General features: G+C 71.3%; 11 protein-coding genes. 4 read left to right on the top strand and 7 right to left on the bottom strand.

Translation table 11 applies throughout. The features are described 5' to 3' along the window. Positions 1–4: 4 nt before the first annotated feature. Both KAK03_RS17195 and KAK03_RS17190 read right to left on the bottom strand, forming a co-directional pair. The gene (locus KAK03_RS17195) at positions 5–658 is read right to left on the bottom strand and encodes a response regulator (RefSeq protein ID WP_210855621.1); all 654 of its coding nucleotides are present in this window, start codon (positions 656–658) and stop codon (positions 5–7) included. Then, positions 651–2,063, bottom strand: coding sequence for a histidine kinase (locus KAK03_RS17190; protein WP_210855619.1), 1,413 nt, complete (start codon positions 2,061–2,063; stop codon positions 651–653). Before KAK03_RS17190 ends, KAK03_RS17195 begins: the two co-directional genes overlap by 8 nt. A gap of 112 nt (positions 2,064–2,175) precedes the next feature. Between KAK03_RS17190 and KAK03_RS17185 the strand changes: the two genes are divergently transcribed. Beyond that, on the top strand, positions 2,176–4,503 hold the full coding sequence (locus KAK03_RS17185) for a TonB-dependent receptor (RefSeq protein ID WP_210855617.1): 2,328 nt from the start codon (positions 2,176–2,178) through the stop codon (positions 4,501–4,503). 366 nt (positions 4,504–4,869) lie between these two features. On the opposite strand, the gene KAK03_RS17180 is transcribed toward KAK03_RS17185, so the two are convergent. Continuing rightward, positions 4,870–6,606, bottom strand: a complete 1,737-nt coding sequence (locus tag KAK03_RS17180) for a PQQ-dependent methanol/ethanol family dehydrogenase (protein WP_210855615.1) — start codon at positions 6,604–6,606, stop codon at positions 4,870–4,872. Positions 6,607–6,821: 215 nt separating this feature from the next. Continuing rightward, positions 6,822–8,093: a molybdopterin molybdotransferase MoeA gene (gene moeA, locus KAK03_RS17175; RefSeq protein WP_210855613.1), complete on the bottom strand. Its 1,272-nt coding sequence runs from the start codon at positions 8,091–8,093 to the stop codon at positions 6,822–6,824. A gap of 125 nt (positions 8,094–8,218) precedes the next feature. Here moeA and KAK03_RS17170 point away from each other — a divergent pair, with 125 nt between their 5' ends. From KAK03_RS17170 to KAK03_RS17160, 3 genes are read left to right on the top strand one after another with little or no spacing between them, the layout of a single operon-like run. Further along, positions 8,219–8,938 (top strand): ABC transporter permease, encoded by a 720-nt coding sequence (locus KAK03_RS17170; RefSeq protein WP_210855611.1) that lies wholly within the window; start codon positions 8,219–8,221, stop codon positions 8,936–8,938. Next, a complete protein-coding gene (locus KAK03_RS17165) occupies positions 8,935–9,657 on the top strand; it encodes an ATP-binding cassette domain-containing protein (protein WP_210855609.1) in 723 nt (240 codons plus the stop codon). The genes KAK03_RS17170 and KAK03_RS17165 overlap by 4 nt, the downstream gene beginning before the upstream one ends. Beyond that, entirely contained in the window at positions 9,648–10,481 is an 834-nt protein-coding gene (locus KAK03_RS17160) for an ABC transporter substrate-binding protein (RefSeq protein WP_210855606.1), read from the top strand. The genes KAK03_RS17165 and KAK03_RS17160 overlap by 10 nt, the downstream gene beginning before the upstream one ends. Here the strand turns inward: KAK03_RS17160 and KAK03_RS17155 are convergent. The 3 genes from KAK03_RS17155 to KAK03_RS17145 form a co-directional block, all read right to left on the bottom strand. Continuing rightward, positions 10,433–10,894: a BLUF domain-containing protein gene (locus KAK03_RS17155; protein ID WP_210855604.1), complete on the bottom strand. Its 462-nt coding sequence runs from the start codon at positions 10,892–10,894 to the stop codon at positions 10,433–10,435. The two genes, KAK03_RS17160 and KAK03_RS17155, sit on opposite strands and share 49 nt — an antisense overlap. A 68-nt stretch (positions 10,895–10,962) precedes the next feature. Next, entirely contained in the window at positions 10,963–11,877 is a 915-nt protein-coding gene (locus KAK03_RS17150; RefSeq protein ID WP_210855602.1) for a DUF3667 domain-containing protein, read from the bottom strand. Between the two features lie 2 nt (positions 11,878–11,879). Then, positions 11,880–12,488: a UPF0149 family protein gene (locus KAK03_RS17145; RefSeq protein ID WP_210855600.1), complete on the bottom strand. Its 609-nt coding sequence runs from the start codon at positions 12,486–12,488 to the stop codon at positions 11,880–11,882. Between the last annotated feature and the right edge of the window lies 1 nt (position 12,489).

The following is a 12,489-nucleotide window of genomic DNA, read 5'->3' as shown; positions in this document are numbered from 1 at the left end:
GGCATCAGGGCATCAGGCCGTGCTGCTGTGCATAGCGCAGCAGCTCCACCGCATTGGCCACGCCCAGCTTCTGCCGCAGCTGGGTCTGCAGGTTCGACACCGTTTTCGGGCTGATGTGCAGCTGCTCGGCGATCTGCTCCAGCGCCTGGCCCTGCAGCAGGCCACGCAGCACCTCGAATTCACGCGGGCTCAGCGACAGGTGCGGCAGCGGACCGGCCGGCGCCTGGGCATGCGCGGCAATGTCGGACGACAGCACCGCCTGGCCACGCGCCACATGGCGCACCGCGGCCACCAGGTCCTCGGGTGGGCTGCTCTTGGTGATGTAGCCCAGCGCGCCGGCGCGCAGCGCCTGCTGCACCCGTGCCGGGTCCTCGTGCATCGAGAACACCAGCACCCGCAGCGCCGGCCAGTGCGCCTGGATGCGGCGCAGCAGGTCCAGCGCGCTGCGTCCGGGCATGCTCAGGTCCAGCACCAGCACATCGGCGGCCAGGCTGCCGCGCTGCAGGGCGTCGAATACCGCGTCGGCGTCGGCGAATTCGCCGCAGACCACCAGGTCGGACTCCAGCGACAGCAGCCGGCGGTAGCCCTCGCGCACCACCGCGTGGTCGTCGGCCAGGGCCACGCGGATCGGCACCAGTGGGGCGGACAACTCAACCATGGACAGTCTCCGGCAGGTCGACCTCGATGTGGGCGGCCAGCAGCGTGCCCGGGCGGGCGGGGTGCACCGTCAGCTCGGCGCCCAGCGACCACAGGCGCTGCTTGATGCCGGCCAGTCCGCTGCCCTGCTGCAGCGCGGCCGCCGGGTCGGCGATGCCCCGGCCGTCGTCCTGCACCGACCAGTCCAGGCCCAGGCCGCGGCCCTCGGCCCGCAGCCGCGCCTGGATGGTCAGCCGGGCCGTGCTGGCCTGCGCATGGCGGGCCACGTTGCTCAGGGCCTCCTGGCTGATGCGGTAGAGCACCATCGCCGTCTCGGCCGACAGGGGCCACTGCGCGGCGAGCGCCCAGTCCAGGGGCTGGCCCTGGGCGTCCTGCAGTTGCAGGTCCAGCACCAGGCGGGTGGCATCGGCCGCGCCGCGCGGCCAGGCGCGCTGCAGCGCGTCGAGCATGTGACCCACGCTGAGCAGGGTCGGCGCCTCGTCGGTGCCGGGTGGCCGCAAGCGCGCCAGCACACCGCGCACGTCCTGCTGGATGGCCTCGCACTGCTGCGCCATCTCGCGCGCCACGCCGGCCAGTTCGTCCTGGCCGGCCAGACGGCGCTGCAGCCAGGCCGCGTTGGCCCGCAGCGCGGTCAGGTGCTGGCCGAATTCGTCGTGCAGCTCCTGGGCCAGGCGCTGGCGCTCCTCCTCCTGCAGCACCTGCAGCTGGCGCGCCAGCTGGCGGCGCTGGGCCTGCGCGGTGGCCAGCTCGCCATCCAGGTGGCGCAAGGCACCGGCGATGGTCTCCAGCTCGGCCACCGGCATCGCGGGCAGGCGCCGCACGCCGGGGTGCCGGCCCTCGCCGTCACCCATCTCGCCGATCGCCGCCACCAGGCGCGCCAGCGGGGCCAGCGCGCGACCCGTGTTCCAGCCGATCGCCACCAGCATGCCCAGCACCACCAGCGCCAGCAGCAGCGTGTCCACGCCCAGGCCGATCAAGGCCTCCGCGCGCTCGCTCTGCGGCCGCGCGGTCAGCGCCACCTGCCAGGCCTCGCCCTGAGGCCGCGGCTGCATCCAGGCCACGGTGAACGACGGTGTGTCGCCGAACACGGACTCGACCGCCGCCAGGACAGCCTGTACCGGCGCCGGCAACTGGCCCTCGGGCTCGGCCACCAGCAGCGTGCCGCCGCTGGCGTCGGTGACGCGCAGCTGCAGGTGCCGGGTCGGGCCGTCGCCGGGGCCGGGCGCCAGCAGGCGGCGGGCACGGTCGGGGTCGGGCATGGCGCTGGCGCTGGCCAGACGCTCGAACAGGCTGGCCAGGGCGCGCGCGCCATCCAGTTCCTCGTCGACGTCGGCGGCCATGCGCGCCAGCCCGATCACCGCCCACAGCAGCACCCCGGCCACAGCCACCCAGGCGGCACGGCGCATCACCAGGCGCGGCAGGGTGAGCGGCGGTTCGGGAAGTCTTCCCGCGGGTTCAGGAACCTGGCTTGCTTCCATGACGATGTATTCCCAACAATGATTCGAGGAGACAAGTTCCATGCCCGCTCCCCACCGGGTTCACCCTGAAACCCGCTGCGCATTGTCCGTGCGCCTGGCACTGTGCAGTGCCGCCCTGCTGGGCATGAGTGGTCCGCTGGCAGCGCAGACAGCGCCGCAGCAGGTCGAGGTGGTCGGCACCTCGCCGCTGCCCGGCCAGGGCGTGGACCGCAATGCCCTGCCCTACGGCACCCAGGTCGTGCGCCGCGCCGCGCTGGATGAGGCGCAGGCCGACAACACCACCGACTTCCTGGGCCGGCGCGTACCCGGCGCCCAGGTCAATGACATCCAGGGCAGCCCCTTCCAGGGCGACCTGACCTTTCGCGGCTACCGGGCCTCGGGCATCCTGGGCGCGGCGCAAGGTGTGTCGGTCTATGTCGATGGTGTGCGCTTCAACGAGCCCTTCGGTGACGTCGTCAACTGGGACATGGTGCCCGAGTTCGCGCTGCACAGCCTGTCTCTGGTGCCCGGTGCCAACCCGGCCTTTGGCCTGAACACGCTGGGTGGCGCACTGTCGCTGACCACCGCCACCGGCTTGACGGCGCCAGGCCTTCGTGGCGAGGCCTCGCTGGGCAGTTTTGGCCGCAAGAAGTTCGAGCTCTCGCACGGCGGCAGCCACGACGAGGGCTGGCACCACTACGCGGGCGTGGGCCTGTTCGATGAGACCGGCTGGCGCGATCACTCCGCCGGCCGGCTGGCCAATGGGCTGTTCAAGATCGGCCGTCAGGTGGGCGATGACGACATCGTCGTCAGCCTGCAGGCCGGCCGCAGCCGCCTGGTCGGCAACGGCCTGGTGCCGCTGGTGACGCTGGACGAGAACGGCGAGCGCACGCCCGACCTGGGCGCGCTGGACCGCGCCGCCGTCTTCACCCACCCCGACCTGACCCGCAACCAGCTGCTTCAGCTCAGCGCCCAGTGGCGCCGTCAGCTGGATGGGCGCACCACGCTGGAGTCACTGGTCTACATGCGCGACTCGCGCCGCACCACGATCAATGGCGACGGCGCGGACGACGAGGCCGAGGCCGCCGCCCAGCGCCAGCCCCTGGCCGACGAGGACGAGCCCAACGCCACCTTCAACCGCACCGCCACGCAGCAGAAGTCGGCCGGCGTGGCGCTGGCGCTGTCGGGCCGCCATGGCGCGCACCAGTGGCAGCTGGGTGCGGCGCTGGACCGCGCCACGGTGCACTACGAGCAAACCGAACAGGCCGGCATGTTTGACGCGACGCGCGGCGTGCAGCCGATCGCCGGCGAAGACCCCGAGCTGAGCGCCACGGTCAGCGGCACGTCCACCAGTGCTGGCGTCTATGCCAGCGACACCTGGCAGGTCGCGCCCGAGACCCACCTCACCGGCGCCGTGCGCATCAACTGGGCCCAGGTGGGCAACACCCTGTCCTCGATCAACGATGACACCGGCCTGTTCGAGGCCCATCCCCACGAGCGCTTCCGCTACACCAGCGTCAACCCGGCCCTGGGCGTGGCGCACAGGCTGAGCCCGGCGCTGACGCTGTTCGCCAACGTGGCCCGCAACAACCGGGTGCCCACGGTGATCGAGCTGGGCTGCGCCGACCCCGAGGAGCCCTGCCGCCTGCCCGCCGGCCTGCAATCCGATCCCTACCTGAAGCAGGTGATCGCCACCAGCTTCGAGGGCGGCGCCCGCTTCGCGCTGCCCGGCGGCGTCAAGGGCAGCATCACCACCTACCGCACCGACAACCGCAACGACATCCTGTTCCGCAGCACCAGCATCACCGGCCAGTTGGGCTACTTCGCCAACTTCCCCCGCACCCGCCACCAGGGCCTGGACCTCGACGCGCAATGGACGCTGGGCGAGTGGGAGCTGGGCGCCGGCTACAGCCACCTCGAGGCCACCTACCAGGCCAGCGGCGTGCTGCGCATGGGCGAGCGCAACGTCACGATCACCCCCGGCACACGTATCGCCGGCCTGCCGCGCCACCAGTTCAAGCTCAGCGCCGACTGGCGCGTGGGCGGCGGCTGGAGCCTGGGCGCCGACCTGCAGGCCTTGTCGGGCCGCGGCGTGTCGGGCAATGAGGACGGTCTGCTGGAGGACGGCGCGGGCCAACGCGTCGATCTGTCGCTGCCAGGCTATGCGCTGGTCAACCTGCGCGCCACCTGGAAGCCTGCGCAGGTCAAGGGGCTGGAACTGTTCGGTCGGATCACCAACGCCTTCAACCGGCGCTACGCCAGCTTTGGCGCGCTGGCCGCCACGCAGTTCGATGCGCAGGGCCAGTTCACCGGCGACGACACCGCGGCGCTGTTCGTGGCGCCCGGTGCGCCACGCGCCATCCAGGTGGGTCTGCGCTGGCAGTACTGAGGCGGAACAAGGGCCCTGGACGCCGTGCGTTCAGGGACCGAGGCTGCTGACTTGCCCGGGACTCAGCGGACCAGCTTGAGCAGCGCGCGGCCAGCCGGGCTTTTTGGGCGCCTCGAGGTCCACCGTGCCGTCGTTGTCGGGGTCCTGGGCCTTGAGCCAAACGCAGGGAGCAGCGGATCCGCCTGCGGGTCATGTCTTGGGCTCATGATCCGGCAACAGCCGATCGTGCCGCGAGACCATCCTGCTGTGCAACAAGCGCCATGCGCTGTGTTCAGGATGCATCTGCGGCACATCAGGCCGCCGCCGACCACCCACGAAAAAGGGCCCCTTGCGGGGCCCTCGGTGCGTTGGCGGGTCAGCCAGCGGTCACTTGGTCATCTTGAAGACCCAGACCGAGCCGCCCTGCTCCAGGAAGCTGACCTTCTTGGCCACGTCGCCGCCCCACAGCGGGACAGCGCCGCCCCAGCCGGAGACCACGGCCACGTACTGCTCGCCCTTGTCTTCCCAGGTGACCGGGGGCGCGACCACGCCTGAGCCGGTCTGGAACTTCCAGACGATCTTGCCGGTCTTGGCATCGGCGGCCTGCAGGTAGCCTTCCGGCGTGCCCCAGAACACCAGGTTGCCGCCGGTGGTCAGCACACCACCCCACAGCGGGGCGTTGTTCGGCGCTTCCCAGACGATCTTGCCGGACTTCGGATCGATCGCGCGCAGCGCGCCGATCGGGCCGTCGTTCAGCGTCTTGATCGTGAAGCCGGCGCCCAGGTAGGCCGCGCCCTTCTTGTAGGTGATCGGCTCGTTCCAGATCTCCATGCCCCACTCGTTGGCCGGCACGTAGAACAGGCCGGTCTGCGGGCTGTAGGCCATCGGCATCTGGTTCTTGCCGCCCAGGAAGGACGGGGCGGCGAAGACGCTCTGGCCCTTCTTGCCGTCGGCGCCGGCGGTGGGGTCGCCCGGGCGGTTCTCAGGCACGAAGTTCGGGCGGCCGGTCTTCAGGTCGATGCCGGTGGCCCAGGTGACCTTCTTGACGAAGGGGAAGGCGTTGACCAGCTTGCCGGTCTTGGCGTCGTTGACGTAGAAGAAACCGTTGCGGTCGGCCTTGCCGCCCAGCACCTGGTTGCCGTCGTCGTAGGTGACGAACTCGTTGACGCCGTCGAAGTCCCAGCCGTCGTTGGGCGTGTTCTGGTAGTGCCAGACGATCTGGCCGGTCTTCACGTCGATGGCGACGGTCGAGCAGCTGAAGAGGTTGTCACCCTTGCGCAGGTGGCTGTTCCACGGCGCCGGGTTGCCGGTGCCGAAGTAGGCCAGACCGGTCTTGGCGTTGTAGGTGCCGCCCAGCCAGGTGGCCGCGCCGCCGGTCTTCCACAGGTCGCCCGGCCAGCTCTTGCCCTGGGTGCCGGAAATGCCGTTCTCGGTCTTGTTGCCGTTGGCGTCGAACTTGTAGCCCATGTGGCCTTCGACGGTCGGGCGCACCCAGACCAGCGCGCCGGTCTTGGGGTTGCGCGCCTCGACGCGGCCCACCACGCCGAATTCGCCGCCGGACACGCCGGTCAGCAGCAGGCCGCCAGCGATGATCGGCGCGGCCGAGGCGGAGTAGCCGTCGGCGTAGTTGTCGATCTTCTCCTTCCAGACGACGTCACCGGTGTCCTGGTTCAGGGCCACCAGCTGGGCGTCCAGCGTGGCGAAGATGACCAGGTTGTCATACAGCGCGGCGCCGCGGTTGATCACGTCGCAGCAGGGCATGATGCCCTCGGGCAGGCGGTGCTCGTACTTCCACAGCTTCTGGCCGGTGGCAGCGTCCAGCGCGTAGATGCGCGAGTACGAGGCCGTGACGAACATCTTGCCGTTGTGGATGACCGGCTGCGACTCCTGGCCGCGCTGCTTCTCGCCACCGAACGAGAAGGACCAGGCCGGCACCAGCTTGCCGATGTTGCCGGTGTTGATCTTGGCCAGCGGCGAGAAGCGCTGGCCCTGGGTACCGATACCCCACGACAGCACGTCGCCGGGGGACTTGGCGTCGTTCTCGATCATCTGGTCGGTGACGACGGCCTGGGCCATCTGGGCCGTGCCGAGCGTGATCAGCAGGGCAAGCAGTTTCATGCGCATGGGTTGTCTCCTGTAGCGGGGGCTTCGCGTTGTCACGCCCTGGCACTTCCGGGGCGTTCCGGGAGTTCTTCCCGGCAAGTGGCGTGCCAGTCGCTGCAGGGCCGAAAACTCAGGGTTGGACCGGACGCGCGGCGCTCAAATCCCCGGGAAAACACGGGGCAATTGCTCCAGCCTCGCACACCGGTGCGGGCCCGTGCTAGCGCGTGTGACGCCGCTCAGCGCAGGCCGTCGAACAGCCAGACCTCGACCTCGTCGCCCGCCGCCACGCTCCCCTGGTCGTGGCGCAGGCAGACCAGCGCATTGGCCTCGGCCATGCTGCGCAGGATGCCGGCGCCCTGGGCGCCGGTCAGGCGGACCTGCCAGCCACCGCCCTCGGCGGGCTCGACGATGCCGCGCTGGAACTCGCTGCGCCCGGGGCGCTTGCGGATCGCCGCCACGCTGCGCGCGCGCAGCGCCGGCAGCGGGCGTGCAGTGGCGCCCGCCAGCACCAGCAGTGCCTCGCGGGCGAAGACGTAGTAGGTGACCAGCGCCGCCACCGGATTGCCCGGCAGCGCGAACAGCCAGGCACGCCGCCCGCCGGGCCCGTCGAGCGGGCCGAAGGCGAAGGGCCGGCCGGGGCGCATCGCCACCTTCCAGAAATCGACCTGGCCGCGCGCCGCCAGCAGGTCGCGGGTGTAGTCGGCGTCGCCCATGCTGACGCCGCCGCTGGTCAGCACCACGTCGGCCTCGGCGATCGCGCGGTCCAGCGTGGCGTTCAGCGCGGCCGGGTCGTCGGGCACCAGGCCCAGGTCCAGCACCTCCACGCCCAGGCGCTGCAGCGCGGCCATCAGGCTGTAGCGGTTGCTGTCGTAGATGCAGCCCGGATCCAGCGGCTGGCCCAGCGTGCGCAACTCGTTGCCGGTGGAGAACAGGGCCACGCGCAGGCGGCGACGCACCGGAACGGTCTCGATGCCCAGCGAGGCCACCAGGCCCAGTTCGGCCGGGCCCAGCACCGTGCCGGCGGCCAGCGCCGGCTTGCCCTGGGCCAGGTCCTCGCCCTGCGGACGCCGGTTCTCGCCCGGACGCAGCACGCCGGGGGCGATGTGCACGCCGTCCGCATCGACGCGGCACAGCTCGATCGGCACCACGGTGTCCAGGCCTTCGGGCATCACCGCGCCGGTCATGATGCGCACCGCGTGGCCGGGCGGCACCGCCGGTGAGGTCGGCGCGCCGGCAAACACGGTCTCGGCCAAGGCCGTCAGCCGGGTCTCGCCGCTGGCGGCCAGGTCGGCACCGCGGAAGGCGTAGCCGTCCATCGCCGAGTTGTCATGCGCCGGCACGTCGATCGGCGAGACCACCGGCTCGGCCAGCACCCGGCCCAGCGCCTGGGTCAGCGGCACCGTCTGCTGGTCGGTGATCGGCCGCAGCGTGGCCAGCACGCGGCGGCGCGCCTCGTCAACCGGCAGTTCATGGCCAGCGGCCAGGGGGGAAGGTCCGAGTTCGGGCATGGGGACGGGCACGGCAGCGGTGGGAAGGGTGGCGATTGTCGGCGCCAAGCGACGTTCGCCATGATATGCAATGCCATGCATATCGCCTTGCGCCAGGGCGCCCGCCAGAATCGCGCCGCCCCCGCATGAACACCCTGTCCGAGAGCCTGCAGCGCGCACTGCAACTGATCCTGGCCGCCGACCCCGAGCTCTGGCGGATCGTCGCCTTGTCGCTGCGCGTCAGCGCCACCGCCTGCCTGCTCGGCGCGCTGATCGGGCTGACGCTGGGCGCCTGGCTGGCCGTGGCCCGCTTCCCCGGCCAGGGCACGCTGGTCTGGGCACTGAACACGCTGCTGGCCCTGCCCTCGGTGGTGGTGGGCCTGCTGGTCTACCTGCTGCTGTCGCGCTCCGGGCCGCTGGGCGACTGGGGCCTGCTGTTCACGCCCACGGCCATGGTGATCGCGCAGAGCATCCTGGTGGTGCCCCTGATCGCCGCGCTGACCCGCCGCGTGGTGCTGGGCGCGCTGGCCGAGGGGGGTGACCAGCTGCGCTCGCTGGGTGCCGGGCCGATGCTGTCAGCCGGCCTGATGCTGATGCACGAGCGCCTGGCGGTGCTGACCATCCTGCTCACCGCCTTCGGCCGGGCGATCGCCGAGGTGGGTGCGGTGATGATCGTCGGCGGCAACATCAATGGCGTGACGCGGGTGATGACCACCTCGATCGCGCTGGAGACCAGCAAGGGCGACCTGCCGCTGGCGCTGGCGCTGGGCCTGCTGCTGCTGGCGGTGGTGGGCCTGCTCAACGGCCTGGCGGCGCTGCTGCCGGGCAGCGAATCCTCGGTCACCGAGGCCCGGGCGCTGGCATGAGGTCCGACGCCGCCACCCTGCTGGCCGAACCGCTGCTGAGCCTGGCAGGTGCCAGTGTGCACTTCGGCAGCGTCTGCGCGCTGCAGCCGCTGCACCTGACGCTGTCGCGCGGCGAACGCCTGGCGCTGATCGGCCCCAACGGCTCGGGCAAGACCACGCTGCTGCGCCTGCTCCACGGTCTGCAGGCGCACCAGGGCCAGCGCACGCTGCACCGGCCGCTGGTGGCGGCCATGCTGTTCCAGCACCCCTTCCTGCTGCGCCTGTCGGCCTGGCACAACCTGACGTTGGCGCTGTGGCTGCGCGGCGTGGCGGCCGCGCAGCGTGCCGAGCGCGCCCGGCTGGCGCTGGAGCGCGTGGGCCTGGCGGAGATGGCCCGGCGACCGGCGCGGGCGCTGTCGGGCGGCCAGCAGCAGCGCCTGGCCCTGGCCCGCGCCTGGGCGCTGCAGCCCGACATCCTGTTCCTGGATGAGCCCACGGCGAGCCTGGACCCCAGCGCCAAGCGCGAGGTCGAGACGCTGATCGATGAATTCGCCCGCGACGGCATGACCCTGGTGCTGACCAGCCACAACCTCGGTCAGGTCAAGCGCCTGAGCACGCGGGTTGTCTGCCTGGACCACGGCCGCGTGCTGGCCGACCTGCCCACCGACGAGCTCTTCCATCGCACCGACCTCGACCCCGAGGTCAGCCTGTTCCTCAAAGGAGAACTCCCATGGACCTGAGTCCCTTCACCCGCCGCCAGCTGGGCCTGGCGCTGGCCGCCGCCGTCGCCACCCTCAGCCTGCCCAGCTGGGCGGACGACAAGTTCATCGTGATGGCCAGCACCACCTCCACCGAGCAGTCGGGCCTGTTCGGCCACCTGCTGCCGGCCTTCAAGCAGGCCACCGGCATCGAGGTGCGCGTGGTGGCGGTGGGCACCGGACAGGCGCTGGACATGGGCCGCCGCGGCGATGCCGATGTGCTCTTCGTGCACGACACCGCCGCCGAGGAGAAGTTCGTCGCTGACGGCTTCTCCACCCAGCGCCGCAACGTCATGTACAACGACTTCGTGCTGGTCGGCCCGGCGGCGGATCCGGCCAAGGTCAAGGGCGGCGACATCGGGGCCGCCTTCGGCAAGCTGGCCGCGGCGGGCGCCAGCTTCATCTCGCGCGGCGACAAGAGCGGCACCCACGCCGCCGAGCTGCGCCTGTGGAAGGGCGCCGGGGTCGACCTGGGCACGGCCAAGCCGGCCGGCTACAAGGAATGCGGCTGCGGCATGGGTCCGGCGCTGAACATGGGCGCCTCCACCGGCGCCTACGTGCTGACCGACCGCGGCACCTGGCTGAACTTCAAGAACCGCCAGGACCTCAGCGTGCTGGTCGAGGGCGACAAGAAGCTGTTCAACCAGTACGGCGTGATGGTGGTGAACCCGGCCAGGTTTGCGCACGTGAAGAGCGCGCTGGCCCAGCAGTTCGCCGACTGGGTGGTGTCACCGGCCGGCCAGGCCAGCATCAGCGCCTACAAGATCAACGGCGAGCCGCTGTTCTTCCCCAACGCCTCGCGCTGATCACCGCTCGCGAACTGGCGCAGCAGCGCCAGCGCCGGCGACAGCGGTTGCCGGCGCTCGGCCACGGCCTGGGCGATGCGCCATTGCTCATTGGCCAGGCGCTGCAGCAGCGAGGCCGGCGCCTCCAGGCACCCCATCTGCCAGTCGGCGAACAGGCGAGTATCGATCGGCTCGCGCCACAGCACGTGCAGCTCGCGGTGGCGGGGTGAGGCCGACACCCGGTCCCAGACGCGCTGGACGCCGTCGGGCGGGCCTTCCAGGTACTGCAGGAAGCGTTCGCTGTCGTACAACAGCACGCCACTGACGCCCTGGCTGGCGTTGAACATCCGGGCCTGGAGCAACAGGTTGCCCAGGTCGGTCGCGCTCATCGGGCGGGTCGGCACACTGCTGTAGGCCAGGGCGAGCCAGTTCACGGATCGGGACTCCAAGGGATTCATCCATCACCGTTATCGGCTGAAACGCCGGGCGGTTGAGGGCCGGCTCAGTGACCCGACCCCATCGCCAGCCAGGCCATGCCCACCGCGGCGGCCACCAGCAGCGTGCAGTAGACCAGGCTGGTCACCACCATGCCGGCCAGGCGGCCCGCTCCGGGTGACCCGTGCACGCGCCGCATCGCCAGCACCGCATACACCGGCAGGCCCAGCAGCGGCAGCATGTCCACCGGGCCCGGCAGGGCCATGGCTGCCAGCAGCAGCAGGTACCACGCGCTGTGCAGGTGCAAAGAGAACACGAAGTGCTCGCCATAGCTGCGCCGCCGGTCCAGGTAGAGCAGCTTCAGCAGGGCGGCGAACACCGGCTGCATCAGGAACATGGCGTAGGGTGCCCAGGCCAGCACCCGGGCACTGTTGGCCAGGTTGCCTCCACTGGCCGCACCGGAGGCGGCACTGGCGATGCCCTGGGCCACCGCCTGCAGGCGCTGGGCGTCGCGGCACTGCGCCTCGGTGGGACGGCTGGCCGCCGAGGCCACGGCCGACGCCGGCGCAGGCGCCTGGCAGGCCGCCAGCAGCTCATCGGCCTCGGTCTGCAGCTCATCGACCGCCACCGCGGCCGACTCGGCCCCGGAGCGCTGCACCTCGATCTCGGGCGGGGTGGCATTGAGCTTGAGCGCCAGGAAGAACACGAAGCTGCAGCTCAGGTACAGGCGCAGCGGCAGCAGGTACAGACGGCGCCGACCGGCCAGGTACTCCAGCGTCAGCCGGCCTGGCACCGCCAGACCCCGCAGCGTGCGCCACAGCGCGCCTTCCAGCGCCACGTAGTGGGTGATGAACTCGTGCACGAACTCCCACAGCGTGGGCGCGTGCAGGTGGGTCTCCTGGCCGCAGTTCGGGCAGTGGCGCGCCTGCGGCCACACCGACAGGTCCTGGCCACAGTTGGGGCAGGCGGCCGGATGGTCCATGCTCAGGCGCGCTCGGCCAGCGCCAGCGCCGCTTCGGCCGCGGCGCGGCTCAGCGACTCGCGCACCGCGGGATCGTCGAGGTCCTCGTTGTCCGCCTCGCCGTCACCGCCCAGCAGCGCGATCGGCACCAGCAAGGGCCCGAGCTGCGGGTCGTCGAACAGCGGCGCCCAGGCCGCCGGGTCCAGGTCGGTGGCTTGCAGGAAGCCGGTGCACCAGTCGCCGGCATCGGCCCACTCGTGGCCTTCGTGCTCGGCCAGGCTGAACACCGGCTCCCACAGCGTGGGGTGTTCGCGCAGCGTGCTGAGGATGGCCTGCAGATGCCGCAGCACCAGCACCACCGTGCGCTTGCGCTGCTGGTTGCTGGTGAACGGGGCGCCGTCGTCACCATCGCCCCCCCAGACGGCGGGCAGCCAGTCGGCGGTGGGCAGGGTGTCGAGCACGCTGGCCGGGCCCACCGCCAGCGCGGTGAGGTAGCCGTCCAGACCGTCCAGGCTCATCACGCCGTCGCGGCCGGACTGGGCCAGTTGCAGCAGCCACTGGTCCAGGTGTTCCAGCTCCTCCTCGCTCAGCGGGGTGTTGGGCGAGGCGCGGTTGAATTGCGGGTACTGCATC

The sequence above is a fragment of the Ideonella alba genome (genome assembly GCF_018069845.1).
Classification (GTDB): Bacteria; Pseudomonadota; Gammaproteobacteria; order Burkholderiales; family Burkholderiaceae_C; genus Ideonella; species Ideonella alba.
This window is presented reverse-complemented; position numbering and strand designations above follow the sequence as displayed.

Coding starts and splice junctions, on each gene's coding strand:
- KAK03_RS17195 (WP_210855621.1), bottom strand. CDS start 658: ATGGTTGAGTTGTCCGCCCCACTGGTGCCGATCCGCGTGGCCCTGGCC.
- KAK03_RS17190 (WP_210855619.1), bottom strand. CDS start 2,063: ATGCGCCGTGCCGCCTGGGTGGCTGTGGCCGGGGTGCTGCTGTGGGCG.
- KAK03_RS17185 (WP_210855617.1), top strand. CDS start 2,176: ATGCCCGCTCCCCACCGGGTTCACCCTGAAACCCGCTGCGCATTGTCC.
- KAK03_RS17180 (WP_210855615.1), bottom strand. CDS start 6,606: ATGCGCATGAAACTGCTTGCCCTGCTGATCACGCTCGGCACGGCCCAG.
- moeA (WP_210855613.1), bottom strand. CDS start 8,093: ATGCCCGAACTCGGACCTTCCCCCCTGGCCGCTGGCCATGAACTGCCG.
- KAK03_RS17170 (WP_210855611.1), top strand. CDS start 8,219: ATGAACACCCTGTCCGAGAGCCTGCAGCGCGCACTGCAACTGATCCTG.
- KAK03_RS17165 (WP_210855609.1), top strand. CDS start 8,935: ATGAGGTCCGACGCCGCCACCCTGCTGGCCGAACCGCTGCTGAGCCTG.
- KAK03_RS17160 (WP_210855606.1), top strand. CDS start 9,648: ATGGACCTGAGTCCCTTCACCCGCCGCCAGCTGGGCCTGGCGCTGGCC.
- KAK03_RS17150 (WP_210855602.1), bottom strand. CDS start 11,877: ATGGACCATCCGGCCGCCTGCCCCAACTGTGGCCAGGACCTGTCGGTG.
- KAK03_RS17145 (WP_210855600.1), bottom strand. CDS start 12,488: ATGCAGTACCCGCAATTCAACCGCGCCTCGCCCAACACCCCGCTGAGC.